The organism is Pseudomonas sp. CCOS 191, assembly GCF_001007005.1.
Taxonomy (GTDB): Bacteria; Pseudomonadota; Gammaproteobacteria; order Pseudomonadales; family Pseudomonadaceae; genus Aquipseudomonas; species Aquipseudomonas soli.
This window is the reverse complement of sequence record NZ_LN847264.1, coordinates 1,814,129-1,831,286: the sequence shown is the minus strand read 5'-3', so window position 1 is coordinate 1,831,286 and position 17,158 is coordinate 1,814,129. Positions and strand designations below refer to the sequence as shown.

Sequence of the window (17,158 nt, the reverse complement as noted above, 5' to 3'; positions counted from 1 at the left end):
GGGGGGTATTGCGTGTTACTTACTTCTTGACTTCCCAGCCAGTCAGCTCGGCCAGGGCCTTGCCGATGTCAGCCAGGGAACGCACGGTTTTCACACCAGCGTCCTGCAGGGCGGCGAACTTCTCGTCCGCAGTACCCTTGCCACCGGAAATGATGGCGCCAGCGTGGCCCATGCGCTTGCCCGCAGGTGCGGTAACACCGGCGATGTAGGAAACGACTGGCTTGGTCACGTTGGCCTTGATGTAGGCCGCGGCTTCTTCTTCAGCGGAACCGCCGATCTCACCGATCATGACGATCGCTTCGGTCTTCGGGTCTTCCTGGAACAGCTTCAGGATGTCGATGAAGTTGGAGCCCGGGATCGGGTCACCGCCGATGCCGACGCAGGTCGACTGGCCGAAGCCGGCGTCGGTGGTCTGCTTGACAGCTTCGTAGGTCAGGGTGCCGGAACGCGAAACGATACCGACCTTGCCTGGCAGGTGGATGTGACCTGGCATGATGCCGATCTTGCACTCGCCCGGAGTGATCACGCCTGGGCAGTTCGGGCCGATCAGGGTCACGCCCAGCTCGTCGCACTTGACCTTGGCGTCCAGCATGTCGAGGGTAGGGATACCCTCGGTGATGCAGACGATCAGCTTGATGCCACCGAAGGCGGCTTCCAGGATCGAGTCCTTGCAGAAAGGAGCCGGTACGTAGATGACCGACGCGTCAGCGCCGGTAGCTTCTACGGCTTCTTTCACGGTGTTGAACACCGGCAGGCCCAGGTGGGTGGTGCCACCCTTGCCCGGGGTGACACCGCCGACCATCTTGGTGCCGTAGGCGATGGCTTGTTCGGAGTGGAAAGTACCCTGCGAGCCGGTGAAGCCCTGGCAGATGACTTTGGTGTCTTTATTGATCAGGACGCTCATTACTTGCCCTCCGCAGCTTTGACAACTTGTTGAGCAGCGTCGGTCAGGCTGGTTGCCGCAATGATGTTCAAACCGCTTTCTGCCAGTACTTTAGCGCCCAGTTCGGCGTTGTTGCCTTCGAGGCGAACGACGACCGGAACCTTGACGCCGACTTCTTTCACCGCGCCGATGATGCCTTCGGCAATCATGTCGCAGCGAACGATGCCGCCGAAGATGTTGACCAGTACGGCCGCGACATTGCTGTCGGACAGGATGATCTTGAACGCTTCGGTAACGCGCTCTTTGGTAGCGCCGCCGCCAACGTCGAGGAAGTTGGCAGGCTTGCCGCCGTGCAGGTTGACGATGTCCATGGTACCCATGGCCAGGCCGGCACCGTTGACCATGCAGCCGATGTTGCCTTCGAGGGCAACGTAGTTCAGTTCGAACTTGGCGGCGTGGGCTTCACGGGCGTCGTCCTGCGACGGGTCGTGGAAGGTCTTCAGCTTAGGCTGACGGTACATGGCGTTGGCGTCGATGTTGATCTTGGCATCGAGGCAGTGCAGATCGCCATCGGCCTTGATCACCAGCGGGTTCACTTCCAGCAGGGCCAGATCGTGATCCTTGAACAGCTTGGCCAGGCCTACGAAGATCTTGGCGAACTGCTGAACTTGCTTGCCTTCCAGGCCCAGCTGGAACGCCAGCTCGCGACCCTGGAACGGCTGAGCGCCGACCAGCGGATCGATGGTGGCCTTGAGGATCTTCTCAGGAGTGTCGTGAGCAACTTTCTCGATGTCCACGCCACCTTCGGTGGAAGCCATGAACACGATGCGGCGGCTCGAACGATCGACTACAGCGCCCAGGTACAGCTCTTTGGCGATGTCAGTGCAGGATTCGACCAGGATCTTGGAAACTGGCTGACCATTGGCGTCGGTCTGGTAGGTAACCAGGTTCTTGCCAAGCCACTGGGCAGCGAACGCCTTGGCGTCTTCCTTGCTGCGAACCAGCTTGACGCCGCCCGCTTTACCGCGACCACCAGCGTGGACCTGGGCTTTTACAACCCACTCGGAACCGCCGATCTTGTCGCAGGCTTCTGCTGCAGCTTCAGGGGTGTCGACTGCGAAACCCTTGGAAACTGGCAGGCCGTATTCAGCGAACAGCTGCTTACCCTGATACTCGTGAAGATTCATGCTTTTTACCGTCTTCGTTAGGTACTGCGCTTCGGCGCTGCGCCATTACTGGCGCCGCACCACCTGTGACCGTTGACCCCGGGTTTTCCCATGTGATCCGGTCCGGCGGACGTTCCGCGGTGAGTCTTGCACGCAAGACCCACGACGGGCAGACCGCCGTGGTTTCTTATAATTAACGCTTCTTACGGTTGGCGACGTGAATGGCACCGCCATTCACCGCCAGCGCTGCTTCATGCAACGCTTCGGACAGGGTCGGATGGCTGAAGACCATCATGCCCAGATCCTCGGCACTGGTGCCGAATTCCATTGCGATCGCGCCCTGCTGTACCAGTTCGGCAGCCGATGGGCCAATCACGTGAACACCCAGGACGCGGTCGGTCTTGGCGTCGGCGATGACCTTGACGAAACCACCGGTATCGTTGGCTGCCATCGCACGGCCGCTGGCCGCGAACGGGAAGGTGCCTACGTTAACCTCAACACCCTCGGCCTTCAAGGCTTGTTCGGTCTTGCCGACCCACGCGATTTCCGGGTGGGTGTAGATGACCGACGGGATCAGGTCGTAGTTCATCTGGGCCTTGTGACCCTTGATGCGCTCGACGACCATGATGCCCTCTTCCGAGGCCTTGTGCGCCAGCATCATGCCACGTACCACGTCACCGATGGCGAATACGCCCGGAACGCTGGTAGCGCAGTGGTCATCGACGAAGATGTAGCCACGCTCGTCGATGGTCACACCGCTGTCGGCAGCCAGCAGGTCAGTGGTCACCGGACGACGGCCGACCGCGACGATCAGCTTGTCGAAGGTGATCTTCTGCTCGCCTTCGGCGTTGGTGTAGGTGACTTCGACTTCGTTGCCATTGACTTTCGAGCCGGTGACGCGAGCGCCCAGCTTGATGTCCAGGCCTTGCTTGGTCAGGGTCTTCTGGGCTTCTTTCGACACGGCAGTGTCGGCAGCCATCAGGAAGGTGTCCAGGGCTTCCAGGACGGTGACTTCGGCACCCAGGCGAGCCCAGACCGAGCCCAGTTCCAGGCCGATCACGCCGGCACCGATGACGCCCAGGCGCTTCGGTACGGTCTGGAATTCCAGGGCGCCGGTGGAGTCGACGATGACGTTCTGGTCGACCGGAGCCGGTGGAATGTCGATCGGACGCGAGCCGGAAGCCAGGATCACGTTGTCGGCTTCGATGACTTCGGTGGTGCCGTCAGCCTTGGTGACTTCGACTTTCTTGCCGGCCAGCAGCTTGCCGTGGCCCTGGATCGAAGTAACGCCGTTGGCCTTGAACAGGGTGGCAACACCGCCGGTCAGGTTCTTGACGATGCCGGCCTTGCGGCCAACCATCGCGGCGACGTCCATCTTCACTTCACCAGTGGAGATACCGTGGACGTTGAAGCTCTCTTTGGCTTCCTTGTACTTCCAGGAGCTGTCCAGCAGCGCCTTGGAAGGAATGCAACCTACGTTCAGGCAGGTGCCGCCCAGGGCCAGCTTGCCCTCGGCGTCGGTGTACTTCTCGATACAGGCAGTCTTCAGACCGAGTTGGGCAGCCTTGATGGCGGCAACATAGCCGCCAGGACCTGCACCAATCACCACTACGTCGAATTTCTGGGTCATAAAAGATTCCTTATCAGCTACAAGCTACAAGCCGCGTACCGCACGGCCCCGTCTCTTGAAGAACGGGGCCGGCGGCGCGCAGCTAGTTGATTAGATGTCCAGCAGCAGGCGAGACGGATCTTCCAGCAGGTTCTTGATGGTCACCAGGAAGGTTACCGCTTCCTTGCCGTCGATCAGGCGGTGATCGTAAGACAGCGCCAGGTACATCATCGGACGGATCACGACCTGGCCATTGATGGCCATCGGGCGCTGGATGATGTTGTGCATGCCCAGGATGGCAGCCTGCGGCGGGTTGACGATCGGGGTCGACATCATCGAGCCGAAGGTACCACCGTTGGTGATGGTGAAGGTACCGCCGGTCATCTCTTCGATCGACAGCTTGCCGTCACGGGCCTTCTTGCCGAAGGTGGCGATGCCGTTCTCGATTTCGGCCAGCGACATCGACTCGGCGTTGCGCAGCACCGGTACCACCAGGCCGCGATCGCTGGAGACGGCGACGCCGACGTCAGCGAAACCGTGGTAGACGATGTCGTTGCCGTCGATCGAGGCGTTGACCGCCGGGAAGCGCTTCAGCGCCTCGGTGGCAGCCTTGACGAAGAACGACATGAAGCCCAGGCGCACGCCATTGTGGGTCTTCTCGAACAGGTCCTTGTACTTCGAACGCAGGGCCATGACTTCGGTCATGTCGACTTCGTTGAAGGTGGTCAGCATCGCCATGTTCGACTGGGCTTCGACCAGACGCTCGGCGATCTTGGCGCGCAGGCGGGTCATCGGCACGCGCTTCTCGGTGCGGTCGCCGGCGGCAACCACAACCGGGGCGGCGGCAGCAGCGGCAGGCTTGGCAGCCGGAGCGGCGGCAGGCGCGGACTTCTTGTTGGCAACAGCCGCAACCACGTCTTCCTTGGTGATGCGACCGCCTTTGCCGGTGCCGGCAACGGTAGCCAGGTCGATGCCGTTCTCTTCGGCCAGCTTGCGCGCGGCAGGCGCGGCAACCGGGTCGTCTTCACCAGCGTCGGCGGCAGCAGCGGCAGCCGGAGCAGCAGCGGCCGGAGCGGCAGCTGGTGCAGCGGCTGCGGCGCCGCCTTCAACGATCGAACCCAGCACTTCGTCGGACAGGACGGTGTCGCCCTCGCCCTTGACGATGGCGCCCAGCACGCCATCGGCGGTGGCCAGGACTTCCAGGACGACTTTGTCGGTTTCGATGTCGACGATCAGCTCGTCACGCTTGACGGCGTCGCCCGGCTGCTTGTGCCAGGTGGCAACGGTGCCATCGGCAACCGATTCCGGGAAGGTTGGGGCTTTGATCTCGATAGCCATTATCTGTGTTTCCTTAAATTCGGTTTCAGGTGCGCGAAGGCGTTAGACAGTGAAGGCGTCTTGCAGCAGTTTTTCCTGCTGTTCGGCGTGCTTCGAAGCGTAACCACAGGCTGGCGCGGCGGATGCGTCGCGGCCGGCGTATTCCAGGACCAGTGCCTTGTTGTGGCGGCCCAGGATACGGCGCATGTGGTGCTGGCTGCTGTACCAGGCGCCCTGGTTCATCGGTTCTTCCTGACACCACACCGCTGCCTTGAGGTTGGTGTAAGGCGCAAGGATCTCGACCAGGTCGTCCTCAGGGAACGGATACAGCTGCTCGATACGCACGATGGCGATGTCTTCGCGGCCTTCGGCACGGCGTTTTTCCAGCAGGTCGTAGTAGACCTTGCCGCTGCACAGGACGATGCGCTCGACCTTGGCCGGATCGAGGGTATCGATTTCCGGGATCACGGTCTGGAACGAGCCTTCGGCCAGGTCTTCCAGGGTCGAGATGGCCAGCTTGTGGCGCAGCAGCGACTTGGGCGTCAGCACGACCAGCGGCTTGCGCAGCGGACGGATGACCTGACGACGCAGCAGGTGGTAGATCTGTGCCGGGGTAGTTGGCACGCACACCTGGATGTTGTGCTCGGCGCACAGCTGCAGGTAACGCTCCAGACGCGCGGAGGAGTGCTCCGGGCCCTGCCCTTCATAGCCGTGTGGCAGCAGCATGGTCAGACCGCACAGGCGGCCCCACTTGTGCTCGCCGCTGGTGATGAACTGGTCGATCACCACTTGCGCGCCGTTGGCGAAGTCGCCGAACTGGGCTTCCCAGATCACCAGCGCGTTCGGCGTGGTGGTCGAGTAGCCGTATTCGAAGGCCAGTACCGCTTCTTCCGAAAGGAAGGAGTCGTACAGGTCGAAACGCGGCTGCCCCGGGAACAGGTTCTGCAGCGGCACGTAGGTGCTGGCGTCCTTCTGGTTGTGCAGCACCGCGTGACGGTGCGAGAAGGTGCCACGGCCGATGTCCTGGCCGGTCATGCGGATCGGGTGACCTTCGAACTGCAGGGTGGCGTAGGCCATGGTCTCCGCGTAACCCCAGTTGATCGGCAAGCCACCGGCCTGCATCTTCTGGCGGTCTTCGTAGATCTTCGACACCTGGCGCTGGACGACGAAGCCTTCCGGCAGTTCGAGCAGCTTGGCCGACAGTTCCTGCAGGGTTTTGAGGTCGAAGCGGGTGTCGTGACGCGCGGTCCAGGCATGGCCCAGGTAGGGGCGCCAGTCGACGAACAGCTCGCGGTTCGGCTCCTTGACCAGGCTCTTGACCACGTGCAGGCCGTTGTCCAGCGCGTTGCGGTAGTCGTCGATCTTGGCCTGGGCGCGCTCGGCATCGATGCGGCCGGCCTGGATCAGGGCGTCGGCATACAGCTCACGGGTGGTGCGCTGCTTGCTGATCTGCTGGTACATCAGCGGCTGGGTACCGTTTGGCTCGTCGGCCTCGTTGTGGCCGCGGCGACGGTAGCAGACCAGGTCGATGACCACGTCACGCTTGAACTGCATGCGGTAGTCGATGGCCAGCTGGGTGACGAACAGCACCGCTTCCGGGTCATCGCCGTTCACGTGCAGGATCGGCGCCTGGATCATCTTGGCAACGTCGGTGGCGTACTCGGTGGAACGCGAGTCCAGCGGGTTGCTGATGGTGAAACCAACCTGGTTGTTGATCACGATGTGCACGGTGCCGCCGGTCTTGAAACCGCGGGTCTGCGACATCTGGAAGGTTTCCATGACCACGCCCTGGCCGGCGAACGCTGCGTCGCCGTGGATCGAGATCGGCAGGACCTTGTCGCCAACGGTGTCGTTGCGGCGATCCTGGCGGGCGCGAACCGAACCTTCCACCACTGGCGAGACGATTTCCAGGTGGGAAGGGTTGAACGCCATGGCCAGGTGAACTTCGCCGCCGGCGGTCATCACGTTGGAGGAGAAGCCCTGGTGATACTTCACGTCACCGGAGCCCAGCTCGTTCATCTTCTTGCCTTCGAACTCGTCGAACAGCTCGCGCGGGTTCTTGCCGAAGGTGTTGACGAGCACGTTCAGGCGGCCGCGGTGGGCCATGCCGATCACGACTTCCTTGGTGCCGTAGGAACCGGAGCGCTGGATCATTTCGTCCAGCATCGGGATCAGGCTTTCGCCGCCCTCGAGGCCGAAGCGCTTGGTGCCCGGGTACTTGGTGCCCAGGTACTTCTCCAGGCCCTCACCGGCCGTGACGCGCTCGAGCAGGTGGGCCTGCACGTCAGCGGAGAATTCCGGACGGCCACGCACGCTTTCCAGACGCTGCTGGAACCAGCTGCGCTGCTCGGAATCGACGATGTGGGTGAACTCGGCGCCAATGGTGCGACAATATGTCTTCTGCAGCGCTTCGGAAATTTCGCGTAGGCTCGCTTCCTCTTTGCCGATGAACAGGTCGCCGGCACGGAAGGTCGTATCAAGATCGGCATTGGTCAAGCCGTAGTGATTGATCGACAGGTCTACGGGCGCAGGACGCTGCCACAACCCCAACGGGTCGAGCTTGGCAGCCTGATGGCCGCGCATACGATAGGCCTGGATCAGTCGCAGCACTTCAACCTGCTTCTTCTCGTGTTCACTGCTCACGCTCCCGGCGGAAACCGGTTGGGCGCGGCGCTGGTTCTTTGCCAGCAGTACGAAATGGTCGCGGATCGTCGAGTGCGATACATCGGTAGCGGTGCTGCCGTCGGCGGGCAACTTCTGGAAGTAGGTGCGCCACTCTTCTGGCACAGCGTTAGGGTCGTGCAGGTAGAGCTCATAAAGCTCTTCCACATATGCAGCGTTACCACCTGAAAGGTGGGCGCTTTCCCACATGCGCTGCATCACGCTTTCTTGCATGCTTGGTCACCCTCGGTTAGGGGACTGATCGGCGAGAGCCACAGCAAACCTGGAAAAGTCCGAACACAGCGACTGAACCACGCCACTTGGATCCTGCTGATTTTCCGGGTACCAGCCCGGAAAGCCCCTGCTGGTCTCATATCTTCATAGGTAATGAGCGCGGGCTTTGTGGGCCCTTGCTCGGGTTTTACCTCAGTGCGGGCTCACCACCCGCACCTCGGCTTACTGCAGGTACAACGCTTTGAATCAGGTGCCGCTTTGCAGCAGCATGTTACGTACGTGGCCGATCGCCTTGGTCGGGTTCAGACCCTTCGGGCAAACGTTCACGCAGTTCATGATCCCGCGGCAGCGGAACACGCTGAACGGGTCATCCAGGGACGCCAGGCGCTCCTGAGTCTTGGTGTCGCGGCTGTCGGCCAGGAAACGGTAGGCCTGCAGCAGGGCGGCGGGGCCCAGGAACTTGTCCGGGTTCCACCAGAACGATGGGCAGGAGGTCGAGCAGCAAGCGCACAGGATGCACTCGTACAGACCGTCCAGCTTGTCGCGGTCTTCCGGCGACTGCAGACGCTCGATGGCCGGAGCCGGCGTGTCGTTCTGCAGGAATGGCTTCACCTTCTCGTACTGCTTGTAGAAGATGCTCATATCGACCACCAGGTCACGAATGACCGGCAGGCCAGGCAGCGGGCGCAGCACCAGCTTGTTGCCCTTGACCACGCCCGACAGCGGGGTGATGCAGGCCAGGCCGTTCTTGCCGTTCATGTTCATGCCATCGGAACCGCACACGCCTTCACGGCAGGAGCGACGGTACGAGAAGCCCTCGTCCTTTTCCTTGATCAGTGCCAGCACGTCCAGAACCATCAGGTCCTTGCCGCCGGTATCGACGTCGAACGACTCCATCTTGGGCGCCGAGTCGGTGTCGGGGTTGTAGCGATAAACTTCGACTTTCAACATAGCAGCCACCCTTAGTAAGTCCGGACTTTTGGTTCGAAGGCAGGAACTGTCTTCGGCGCAAAGTTGACGCCGCGCTTGGCAACGCGCTTCTCACCCGGGTAGTACAGGGTGTGGCACAGCCAGTTCTCGTCGTCACGGTCTTCGAAGTCTTCACGGGCGTGCGCGCCGCGGGACTCTTTACGGGCTTCGGCCGCGATGGCGGTAGCTTCGGCGACTTCCAGCAGGTTCTGCAGCTCCAACGCTTCGATACGCGCGGTGTTGAAGGCCTGGGACTTGTCGTTGATCTTGACGTTGGCGATGCGGTCACGCAGGCCAGCCAGTTGCTCGATACCCTTCTGCATGTATTCGCCGGTACGGAATACACCGAAGTAGTTCTGCATGCAGCTCTGCAGCTCGCGCTTCAGGCTTGCCACGTCTTCGCCGCTGGTACGCTCGTTGAGCTTGTTCAGGCGGTTCAGGGCAACATCGACGTCGGTGTCGCTGGCATCGCGGTACTCGACGCCTTCGGTCAGCGCCTTTTCCAGGTGCAGGCCGGCGGCACGGCCGAACACCACCAGGTCGAGCAGCGAGTTGCCGCCCAGGCGGTTGGCGCCGTGGACCGATACGCAAGCCACTTCACCCACGGCGAACAGGCCCGGGATGATGTGATCCTTGCCTTCGGCGTCCATGGTGATGGCCTGACCATGAATGTTGGTGGCAACGCCGCCCATCATGTAGTGGCAGGTCGGCACGACCGGTACCGGCGCGACCACTGGGTCGACGTGGGCGAAGGTCTTGGACAGCTCGCAGATACCTGGCAGGCGGCTGTGCAGCACTTCCTCGCCCAGGTGATCCAGCTTCAGCAGCACGTGGTCCTTGTTCGGGCCCACGCCGTTGCCGGCGATGATTTCCTTGACCATGGAACGGGCGACCACGTCGCGGCCGGCCAGGTCTTTGGCGTTCGGCGCGTAACGCTCCATGAAGCGCTCGCCGTGGGCGTTGATCAGGTAGCCACCCTCACCGCGGCAACCTTCGGTGACCAGTACACCGGCGCCGGCGATGCCGGTCGGGTGGAACTGCCACATCTCGATGTCCTGCACCGGCACGCCGGCACGCAGGGCCATGCCGATACCGTCGCCGGTATTGATCAGGGCGTTGGTGGTGGAGGCGTAGATACGGCCAGCACCGCCAGTCGCCAGCACGGTGGCCTTGGACTTGATGTACATGGTTTCGCCGGTTTCGATACAGATCGCGATCACACCGACGAACGCGCCGTCCTGGTTCTTCACCAGGTCAACGGCGTAGTACTCGTTGAGGAAGGTGGTGCCTGCCTTCAGGTTGCCCTGGTACAGGGTGTGCAGCAGCGCGTGACCGGTACGGTCGGAGGCTGCGCAGGTACGGGCAGCCTGGCCACCCTTGCCGAAGTCCTTGGACTGGCCACCGAACGGACGCTGGTAGATACGGCCGGTTTCGGTACGCGAGAACGGCAGGCCCATGTGGTCCAGTTCGAAGACCGCGGCCGGGCCTTCCTGACACATGTATTCGATAGCGTCCTGGTCACCGATGTAGTCGGAACCCTTGACGGTATCGTACATGTGCCAGCGCCAGTCGTCGTTCGGGTCGGCCGAAGCGATGGCGCAGGTGATGCCGCCCTGGGCGGAAACGGTATGCGAACGGGTCGGGAACACCTTGGTGACTACGGCGGTCTTGTGGCCGCCTTGAGCCAGTTGCAGTGCTGCGCGCATGCCCGCGCCGCCGCCACCGATGATGATGGCGTCGAAGGAAATGGTTGGAATGTTAGCCATGAATCAGATACCCCAGAGAATCTGCACACCCCAGACGAAGTAAGCGAACATCGCAACGCCGCATACCGCCTGGAACAGGAAACGAATCGCAGTCGCCGACTTGCCGAACGCCATCGGCGTCAGGTAGTCGGTGGCAATGGTCCACATGCCGACCCAGGCGTGGGCGCCCAGGGCAACGAGGGCCAGCAGACTGAAGATGCGCATCGCATTGTTGGTGAACAGAGCGTGCCACTGGGCGTAGTCGATGCCCGGGTGGGCGGCGAGGTAGCCGATCAGGAAAATGAAGTAAGCCGCGAGAACGACCGCCGAGACGCGCTGCGCCATCCAGTCGTAGAGGCCCGAACGCGACAGGTTCGTGACGTTAGTTACCATACCCAAACTCCTGCCAGAACGATCAGCACCACGGAGATGACGATCACGATTTTCGAGCCCAGCTTGCCGCCTTCCAGCGTCTCACCGACACCCATGTCCATGATCAGGTGGCGCACACCTGCCACGAGGTGGTACAGCAGGCCGGACAGCAGGCCCCAGGTCACCAGTTTGGCCAGCGGACTGGTCAGACACGCCTTCACCTCGGCAAAGCCTTCCTCCGAACCCAGCGACTTGCCCAGTGCGTACAGCATGATGGCAAGGCCGAGGAAGAGGATGACGCCGGAAATACGGTGAAGAATGGACGTGTACGCGGTGATCGGGAGTTTGATGGTCCTTAGGTCTAGGTTTACAGGTCGTTGGCTTTTCACGGCTTTTTTCACACTGAAGAGCCCCTAGCTAACAGGGCAAAGTTGTTGGTAAGTGTACTGGTCAGGTACCCACCACCCAGGAGAGCGACGACACCCAGCAGGGCGGGCTTGAAAGCCCCTGGGAGTCGGCTGCCGAGTATAGACAGTTAGGCTGCTTATGACAACGTGAGGGGCTAGCCCAAATAGCGCATTGCCTTTAAGGGACAAAAGGCGTAAACGGGCGAGAATTTCGTGAAAAATCAGGCCTCAGAGGGCGTTTCAACCAGCCTTTAGGCAAATTGACATTCGAATTTATCCCTCTATAGTGGTGCGGGCCCTGCGTGGGGGGTCTGTCTGATGATTTCAAGCATTAATAGGAGGCCACATGGCTGACAAAAAAGCGCAGTTGATCATCGAGGGCGCTGCCCCCGTCGAGCTGCCCATTTTAACCGGCACCGTTGGTCCCGATGTTATCGACGTCCGCGGGTTGGGGGCATCAGGCCACTTCACCTTCGACCCTGGTTTCATGGCGACCGCCTCGTGCGAGTCGAAGATCACCTACATCGATGGCGACAAGGGCGTGCTGCTGCACCGCGGCTACCCGATCGAACAGCTCGCCGAACAGTCGGACTACCTCGAGACCTGCTACCTGCTGCTCAACGGCGAACTGCCGAATGCCGAGCAGAAGGCCCAGTTCGTCAGCACCGTGAAGAACCACACCATGGTTCACGAGCAGCTGAAGTCGTTCTTCAACGGCTTCCGCCGCGACGCCCACCCGATGGCGGTGATGTGCGGCGTGGTCGGCGCCCTGTCGGCGTTCTATCACGACTCGCTGGACATCAATAACCCGCAGCACCGCGAAATCTCCGCGGTACGCCTGGTCGCGAAAATGCCGACCCTGGCCGCGATGGTTTACAAGTACTCCATGGGCCAACCCATGATGTACCCGCGCAACGACCTGTCGTACGCGGAAAACTTCCTGCACATGATGTTCAACACCCCGTGCGAGATCAAACCGATCAGCCCGGTGTTGGCCAAGGCGATGGACCGGATCTTCATCCTCCACGCCGACCACGAGCAGAACGCCTCCACCTCCACCGTGCGCCTGGCGGGCTCCTCGGGCGCCAACCCGTTCGCCTGTATCGCCGCCGGCATCGCCGCACTGTGGGGCCCGGCCCACGGCGGTGCGAACGAAGCCGTGCTGACCATGCTCGATGAAATCGGCGATGTCTCGAACATCGACAAGTTCATCGCCAAGGCCAAGGACAAGAACGATCCGTTCAAGCTCATGGGCTTCGGTCACCGCGTGTACAAGAACCGCGACCCGCGCGCCACCGTGATGAAGAAGACCTGCGATGAAGTGCTCAGCGAGCTGGGCATCAAGAACGACCCGCAGCTGGAACTGGCCATGCGCCTGGAAGAGATCGCCCTGACCGATCCGTACTTCGTCGAGCGCTCGCTGTACCCGAACGTCGACTTCTACTCGGGCATCATCCTCAAGGCCATCGGTATTCCGACCAGCATGTTCACCGTGATCTTCGCCCTGGCGCGGACCGTCGGCTGGATCTCGCACTGGAAGGAAATGCTCTCCAGCCCGTACAAGATCGGCCGCCCGCGCCAGCTGTACACCGGCTACGAGCAGCGTGACATCGTCGAGCTGAAAGACCGCAAGTAAGCCTTTTCGGCCGAACGCAAAAAGGCTGCCCTCGGGCAGCCTTTCTTGTTTCTGCATTACCGGCGCCGATCACTGTTTCTCGGCACGCTCCTTCAACCCCTTCAGGGTATTGAACGGTGCATCCACCACGAACTTGTTGGCCAGCCAGGACGGCACGCTGCCACCTGGCTCGGTGTGCACCTGATAGGTCACCTCGGTGCTGTCACCCTTGGGCACCAGCTTCCAGTAGCCCTCTACCTGGGCGACGCGCACGAAGCCCTTTTCCTCCGGCAGATACTTCGGCTGCTCCTCAAGCTTGCGGGTCAGGCTGCCATCAGCCTCCTGGACAGTGGTCACATGCAGGACGGAATCGCGTGGCGTCACCGGCCATGGCGTATTGAACTGGGTGTAGGTCCAGCTCTGGTCGCCCTCGCTCTTGAGCAGTTTCTGCGACTTGCACTCATGGATCCAGGCGCAGGCCCCGACCACGTCCTCCTGCAACGCCTTGACCTTGGCCAGCGGCGCCTTGATCACGGTCACGCCACGGTAGGCCTTGTACTTGGAACCGGCCACCTCGCTGAGGGATACCTTGATCCCCTCCTCGTCCTTGGCCACCTGCCAGTTCTCGGCCCAGGCCGCCGGTGCCAGCACGACACCCATGCCACACAGCAGTGCAATACGCTTGATCGATCTCATCATCTTGTTCCTTGTTGTCGAGGATCCAACCTGTCACGCCGCCGTCATCTGCTCCAACCACCCGATGATGCGGATGGCCTCGTCACGATCGTTGCCACAGATCTCCGCTTCCGCCTTGAAGCCGCCACACACCTGCGGCCGCTCGGGCTTGCCGAACAGCGCACAGAGGTTTTCGACATTAAGGTGCAGGCAGCGTTCGCCGGCTGGCTTGCCCTGCGGCATGCCGGGGATAGGCGAACTGATGGACGGGGCGATGCAGCAGGCACCGCAGCCCTCGCGGCATTTCATGACAACAGGACTCCCAGGAGCAAAACGGGACGAACGTCCCTGGATACTAACCGCTCAAACATATGTTTGAAATTGCCGAGCGAATGAAAAAGACCGTGACCCGGCAGTCAGTTGCGGAATTCGAAATCGATCGCCGCGCCGTCGACGTCGCGCCGGCTGTCGTTGCGCAACTGCAGCTGCATTTCGTTGCTGATCAGTCGGCCGTTGAGCTGGAACGGGCTGCTGTCGGATTCCGGTTTGGTGGGGAACATCGACGGTAGCAGCGGCTTGCGCACCACCGGCCCGTCACCCAGGTCCGGCTCGAGATGCCTGACCATCTCACTCGGCAGGCTCAGGTCGATCTTCGGTTTGGGCAGCGGTTTGGCGACAGCCTTGCTGACAGGCTTGGCCTTCACCTTGGGCTTGGCCTTTGGTTTGGTCTTGGGCTTGGCTGCCGGCTTGGCTGCAGCCTTGGCCGCTGACTTGTGCACTCCCTGCGCCTTGGCTGCAGGCTCGGCAGCCTGCACCGCTCCGGCCGGCAGCCAGGGCAACGCGCAACATAGGGCAATGACAAGAGGACGAAACAGGTTCATGGGTACCGGGAGCGTAAGCTGCAAAACGCGTATGCTCCCTGTTCCCCGCTCATCTGACAAGCCTACAGAAGTGAACCTGTCGGCTCGCGACACAATTGTTGGGCCAGCAGCCCCAGGGTCATCACCGCGCGCTCCGCCTCGCGGTTCCAGGGAATGCCGCAGTTAAGCCGGATACAGTGGTTGAACTGCTCCGTATTACTGAAGATCAGCCCCGGCGCGATGCTGATCCCCTGCTCCAGTGCCCGCACGTGCAGCTCTTGGGTATTGACCCGCCCCGGCAGGCTGACCCAGAGGATGAAGCCGCCAGTGGGCCGGGTCATCTGCGTGCCTTCCGGGAAATGCTGCTGCACCGCCAGCTGGTAGGCACTGAGGTTCTTGCGATATTCCTGGCGAATGTAGCGCAGGTGGCGATCGTAGCCGCCGTTCTCCAGGTAGGCGGCCACCGCCATCTGCGTGACGCTGCAGGCCGAGTGCGTGGTGAAGGTCTGCAGGCGCTGGATCTCGTCCTGGTAGCGCCCGGCGATCATCCAGCCGACCCGCACCCCTGGCGACAGGGTCTTGGAAAAGCTCGAGCAGTAGATCATCCGGTCGAGGCGATCGAAGGCCTTGAGCGCCTTGGTGCGCCCCTGCTCGAACATCAGTTCGCCGTAGATATCATCCTCGACGATCTGTATGTCGAAGTCCGAGGCCAAGCGCAGCAACTGTTTCTGCCGCTCCTCGGGGATGGTGCCGCCCAGGGGATTGCTCAAGCGCGCCGTCAGTACGAGCGCCTTGATCGACCACTGGTTGGCGGCCAGTTGCAGGGCCTCCAGACTGATACCGGTAGACGGGTCGCTGGGAATCTCGATGACCTTGAGCCCCAGCAGGTCGGCCAACTGCAACAGGCCATAGTAGGTGGGCGACTCGGCCGCGATCAGGTCGCCCGGCCGGGTCAGCACCCGCAGCGCCATCTGCAGGGCGTCGACACAGCCGTGGGTGACCACCACCTCACGCGGATCGACCAGCACGCCAGCATCACGCATGCGAATGGCGATCTGCCGGCGCAGCGGTTCGAAACCTGGGCTGAACATGTAGCTGAAGGCACGTGGGCTATGGAAGCGCGTCACCTTGGCCAACTGCTGGTGCAGGGCACGCACGGGCAGGTAGTCGACATGCGGCACCGCGGCGCCGAACGGGAAAACCCCATCGCGCCGCGCCTCGACCAGCACTTGCTGGATGATGCTTGCCCGGGTGACCAGGCCCGGGCGTTCGACCCGCGCGATATCCGGGGTCTGCGCCGTCAACGCCGGGGTCTGGTGGACGTAGTAGCCGGACTGCGGCCGGGCACGTATCAGGCCCTGGTCCTCGAGATTGGCGTAAGCCTGCAGCACGGTGGCGTGGCTGACATTGAGCTGCGCGCTCATCTTGCGCACCGACGGCACCCGCTCCCCCGGCTGGTAGACACCCCGGCGGATGTCATCGGCCAGTTGCTGGGCAATGCGCTGGTACAGCAACAGGTTGGTCATGGCGTGTTCTCGAAGCGCTGACGGGTCATTGTTCTTGTGTGGCTCACTGCGGGGCCAGAATACCGTAACAGTTACGAAGTGTACTGGGACAGATCGGAGAATAGCCAACAATACAGTTACGTGACAGAGAAGTGATAGCCGACCACGTCGGCGCGCCGACGAACGCTCAAATTACCTTTGATACTGCCGTTGCCGTTGCCGTTGCCGTTGCCGTTGCCGTTGCCGTTGCCGTTGCCGTTGCCGTTGCCGTTGCCGTTGCCGTTGCCGTTGCCGATCAAGAGTCTAGCGCCCTACCCAGCTAGCGACAGCTGCGTCAGCCCAGGCGCCGCCCGTAACTTCGCGACTTCAGGAGGCCGAACGGAGGTCTTGCGGAGGGAGGTGACGGGCATGGATGCCCGTCAAGCGCTGCGCCCCAGGATGGGGCGTTCAGCGCGGTCCTCCCGGGAGCAAGGCCGGAGTGAGGGAACCCGGAGCGAAGCGGAGGGCCGGATGAATGGAGCGCAGCGTTTTTTGGTTACTTTTTGTCGCGTTTGACAAAAAGTGACTCGCCGGGTGGCGAAAGGGTGAATATGCGTCATTATAGCAAATGAATGCGCTTACAACTGTAAAAACCCCCGCCAATCGCATTTGACTTTGACTTTGACTTTGACTTTGACTTTGACTTTGACTTTGACTTACACAGAGTATGTTTTAAAAGCTATATACGCATTCATTTACGATGGTGACGCATAATCACCTTTCCGCCCTTACGGCGGGTCCCTTTTTGAAGCATCAAAAAGGAACCAAAAAATGCTCGCTCCATTCATCCGGCCCCTACGCTTCGCTCCGGGGTCCCCTCACTCCGGCCTTGCTCCCGGGAGGACCGCGCTGAACGCCCCATCCTGGGGCGCAGCGCTTGACGGGCATCCATGCCCGTCACCTCCCTCCGCAAGACCTACGTTCGGCCTCCTGAAGTCGCAATTTGTGTCGCCTGAACTATCGTGCACTTAGAAGCAAAAGCAGAGCAAGAGCAAGAGCAAGAGCAAGAGCAAGAGCAAGAGCAAGAGCAAGAGCAAGAGCAAGAGCAAGAGCAAGACTTGAGGATTAAACAATTGAAAAGATGACAATGCACCGACGCGA

Annotated in this window: 16 protein-coding genes; 2 read left to right on the top strand and 14 right to left on the bottom strand. The window is 61.5% G+C overall.

The features are described 5' to 3' along the window. Window positions 1-19: 19 nt before the first annotated feature. The 9 genes from sucD to sdhC form a co-directional block, all read right to left on the bottom strand. The gene (gene sucD, locus CCOS191_RS08245; protein ID WP_004376004.1) at window positions 20-904 is read right to left on the bottom strand and encodes a succinate--CoA ligase subunit alpha; all 885 of its coding nucleotides are present in this window, start codon (window positions 902-904) and stop codon (window positions 20-22) included. Continuing rightward, complete coding sequence (sucC, locus tag CCOS191_RS08240; RefSeq protein WP_023629628.1) at window positions 904-2,070, bottom strand: ADP-forming succinate--CoA ligase subunit beta; 1,167 nt, start codon at window positions 2,068-2,070, stop codon at window positions 904-906. Before sucC ends, sucD begins: the two co-directional genes overlap by 1 nt. Window positions 2,071-2,242: 172 nt before the next feature. Then, window positions 2,243-3,679 (bottom strand): dihydrolipoyl dehydrogenase, encoded by a 1,437-nt coding sequence (gene lpdA, locus CCOS191_RS08235; protein ID WP_046854767.1) that lies wholly within the window; start codon window positions 3,677-3,679, stop codon window positions 2,243-2,245. Window positions 3,680-3,769: 90 nt separating this feature from the next. Beyond that, on the bottom strand, window positions 3,770-4,996 hold the full coding sequence (gene odhB, locus CCOS191_RS08230; RefSeq protein WP_046854766.1) for a 2-oxoglutarate dehydrogenase complex dihydrolipoyllysine-residue succinyltransferase: 1,227 nt from the start codon (window positions 4,994-4,996) through the stop codon (window positions 3,770-3,772). A gap of 42 nt (window positions 4,997-5,038) precedes the next feature. Next, window positions 5,039-7,870, bottom strand: coding sequence for a 2-oxoglutarate dehydrogenase E1 component (locus tag CCOS191_RS08225; protein ID WP_046854765.1), 2,832 nt, complete (start codon window positions 7,868-7,870; stop codon window positions 5,039-5,041). Window positions 7,871-8,116: 246 nt separating this feature from the next. Continuing rightward, window positions 8,117-8,821, bottom strand: coding sequence for a succinate dehydrogenase iron-sulfur subunit (locus CCOS191_RS08220; protein WP_012315348.1), 705 nt, complete (start codon window positions 8,819-8,821; stop codon window positions 8,117-8,119). Window positions 8,822-8,832: 11 nt separating this feature from the next. After that, window positions 8,833-10,605 (bottom strand): succinate dehydrogenase flavoprotein subunit, encoded by a 1,773-nt coding sequence (gene sdhA, locus CCOS191_RS08215; protein WP_023628895.1) that lies wholly within the window; start codon window positions 10,603-10,605, stop codon window positions 8,833-8,835. Between the two features lie 3 nt (window positions 10,606-10,608). Next, on the bottom strand, window positions 10,609-10,977 hold the full coding sequence (sdhD, locus tag CCOS191_RS08210; RefSeq protein ID WP_023628896.1) for a succinate dehydrogenase, hydrophobic membrane anchor protein: 369 nt from the start codon (window positions 10,975-10,977) through the stop codon (window positions 10,609-10,611). Next, entirely contained in the window at window positions 10,971-11,357 is a 387-nt protein-coding gene (gene sdhC, locus CCOS191_RS08205) for a succinate dehydrogenase, cytochrome b556 subunit (protein ID WP_023628897.1), read from the bottom strand. The genes sdhD and sdhC overlap by 7 nt, the downstream gene beginning before the upstream one ends. Window positions 11,358-11,709: 352 nt before the next feature. Here sdhC and gltA point away from each other — a divergent pair, with 352 nt between their 5' ends. Beyond that, window positions 11,710-12,999, top strand: a complete 1,290-nt coding sequence (gene gltA, locus CCOS191_RS08200) for a citrate synthase (RefSeq protein WP_046854764.1) — start codon at window positions 11,710-11,712, stop codon at window positions 12,997-12,999. A gap of 69 nt (window positions 13,000-13,068) precedes the next feature. Here the strand turns inward: gltA and CCOS191_RS08195 are convergent, their stop codons facing one another. From CCOS191_RS08195 to CCOS191_RS28345, 5 genes are all read right to left on the bottom strand, one after another. Further along, window positions 13,069-13,674, bottom strand: a complete 606-nt coding sequence (locus CCOS191_RS08195; RefSeq protein WP_046854763.1) for an START domain-containing protein — start codon at window positions 13,672-13,674, stop codon at window positions 13,069-13,071. A gap of 33 nt (window positions 13,675-13,707) precedes the next feature. Further along, window positions 13,708-13,962 (bottom strand): YkgJ family cysteine cluster protein, encoded by a 255-nt coding sequence (locus CCOS191_RS08190; protein WP_046854762.1) that lies wholly within the window; start codon window positions 13,960-13,962, stop codon window positions 13,708-13,710. 107 nt (window positions 13,963-14,069) lie between these two features. Further along, complete coding sequence (locus tag CCOS191_RS08185; RefSeq protein WP_442963660.1) at window positions 14,070-14,432, bottom strand: hypothetical protein; 363 nt, start codon at window positions 14,430-14,432, stop codon at window positions 14,070-14,072. A 164-nt stretch (window positions 14,433-14,596) separates the two neighbouring features. Further along, a complete protein-coding gene (locus CCOS191_RS08180) occupies window positions 14,597-16,039 on the bottom strand; it encodes an aminotransferase-like domain-containing protein (RefSeq protein WP_046854760.1) in 1,443 nt (480 codons plus the stop codon). A gap of 116 nt (window positions 16,040-16,155) precedes the next feature. After that, window positions 16,156-16,317, bottom strand: a complete 162-nt coding sequence (locus CCOS191_RS28345) for a hypothetical protein (protein ID WP_156177516.1) — start codon at window positions 16,315-16,317, stop codon at window positions 16,156-16,158. Between the two features lie 702 nt (window positions 16,318-17,019). On the opposite strand from CCOS191_RS28345, the gene CCOS191_RS28520 reads away from it, so the two are divergent. Further along, a complete protein-coding gene (locus CCOS191_RS28520; protein ID WP_269451411.1) occupies window positions 17,020-17,142 on the top strand; it encodes a hypothetical protein in 123 nt (40 codons plus the stop codon). Window positions 17,143-17,158: the final 16 nt, after the last annotated feature.

Bases quoted from the DNA above. Each gene is read 5' to 3' on its own strand.
- sucD (WP_004376004.1), bottom strand. From the start codon at position 904: ATGAGCGTCCTGATCAATAAAGACACCAAAGTCATCTGCCAGGGCTTC.
- sucC (WP_023629628.1), bottom strand. From the start codon at position 2,070: ATGAATCTTCACGAGTATCAGGGTAAGCAGCTGTTCGCTGAATACGGC.
- lpdA (WP_046854767.1), bottom strand. From the start codon at position 3,679: ATGACCCAGAAATTCGACGTAGTGGTGATTGGTGCAGGTCCTGGCGGC.
- odhB (WP_046854766.1), bottom strand. From the start codon at position 4,996: ATGGCTATCGAGATCAAAGCCCCAACCTTCCCGGAATCGGTTGCCGAT.
- CCOS191_RS08225 (WP_046854765.1), bottom strand. From the start codon at position 7,870: ATGCAAGAAAGCGTGATGCAGCGCATGTGGGAAAGCGCCCACCTTTCA.
- CCOS191_RS08220 (WP_012315348.1), bottom strand. From the start codon at position 8,821: ATGTTGAAAGTCGAAGTTTATCGCTACAACCCCGACACCGACTCGGCG.
- sdhA (WP_023628895.1), bottom strand. From the start codon at position 10,605: ATGGCTAACATTCCAACCATTTCCTTCGACGCCATCATCATCGGTGGC.
- sdhD (WP_023628896.1), bottom strand. From the start codon at position 10,977: ATGGTAACTAACGTCACGAACCTGTCGCGTTCGGGCCTCTACGACTGG.
- gltA (WP_046854764.1), top strand. From the start codon at position 11,710: ATGGCTGACAAAAAAGCGCAGTTGATCATCGAGGGCGCTGCCCCCGTC.
- CCOS191_RS08195 (WP_046854763.1), bottom strand. From the start codon at position 13,674: ATGAGATCGATCAAGCGTATTGCACTGCTGTGTGGCATGGGTGTCGTG.
- CCOS191_RS08190 (WP_046854762.1), bottom strand. From the start codon at position 13,962: ATGAAATGCCGCGAGGGCTGCGGTGCCTGCTGCATCGCCCCGTCCATC.
- CCOS191_RS08180 (WP_046854760.1), bottom strand. From the start codon at position 16,039: ATGACCAACCTGTTGCTGTACCAGCGCATTGCCCAGCAACTGGCCGAT.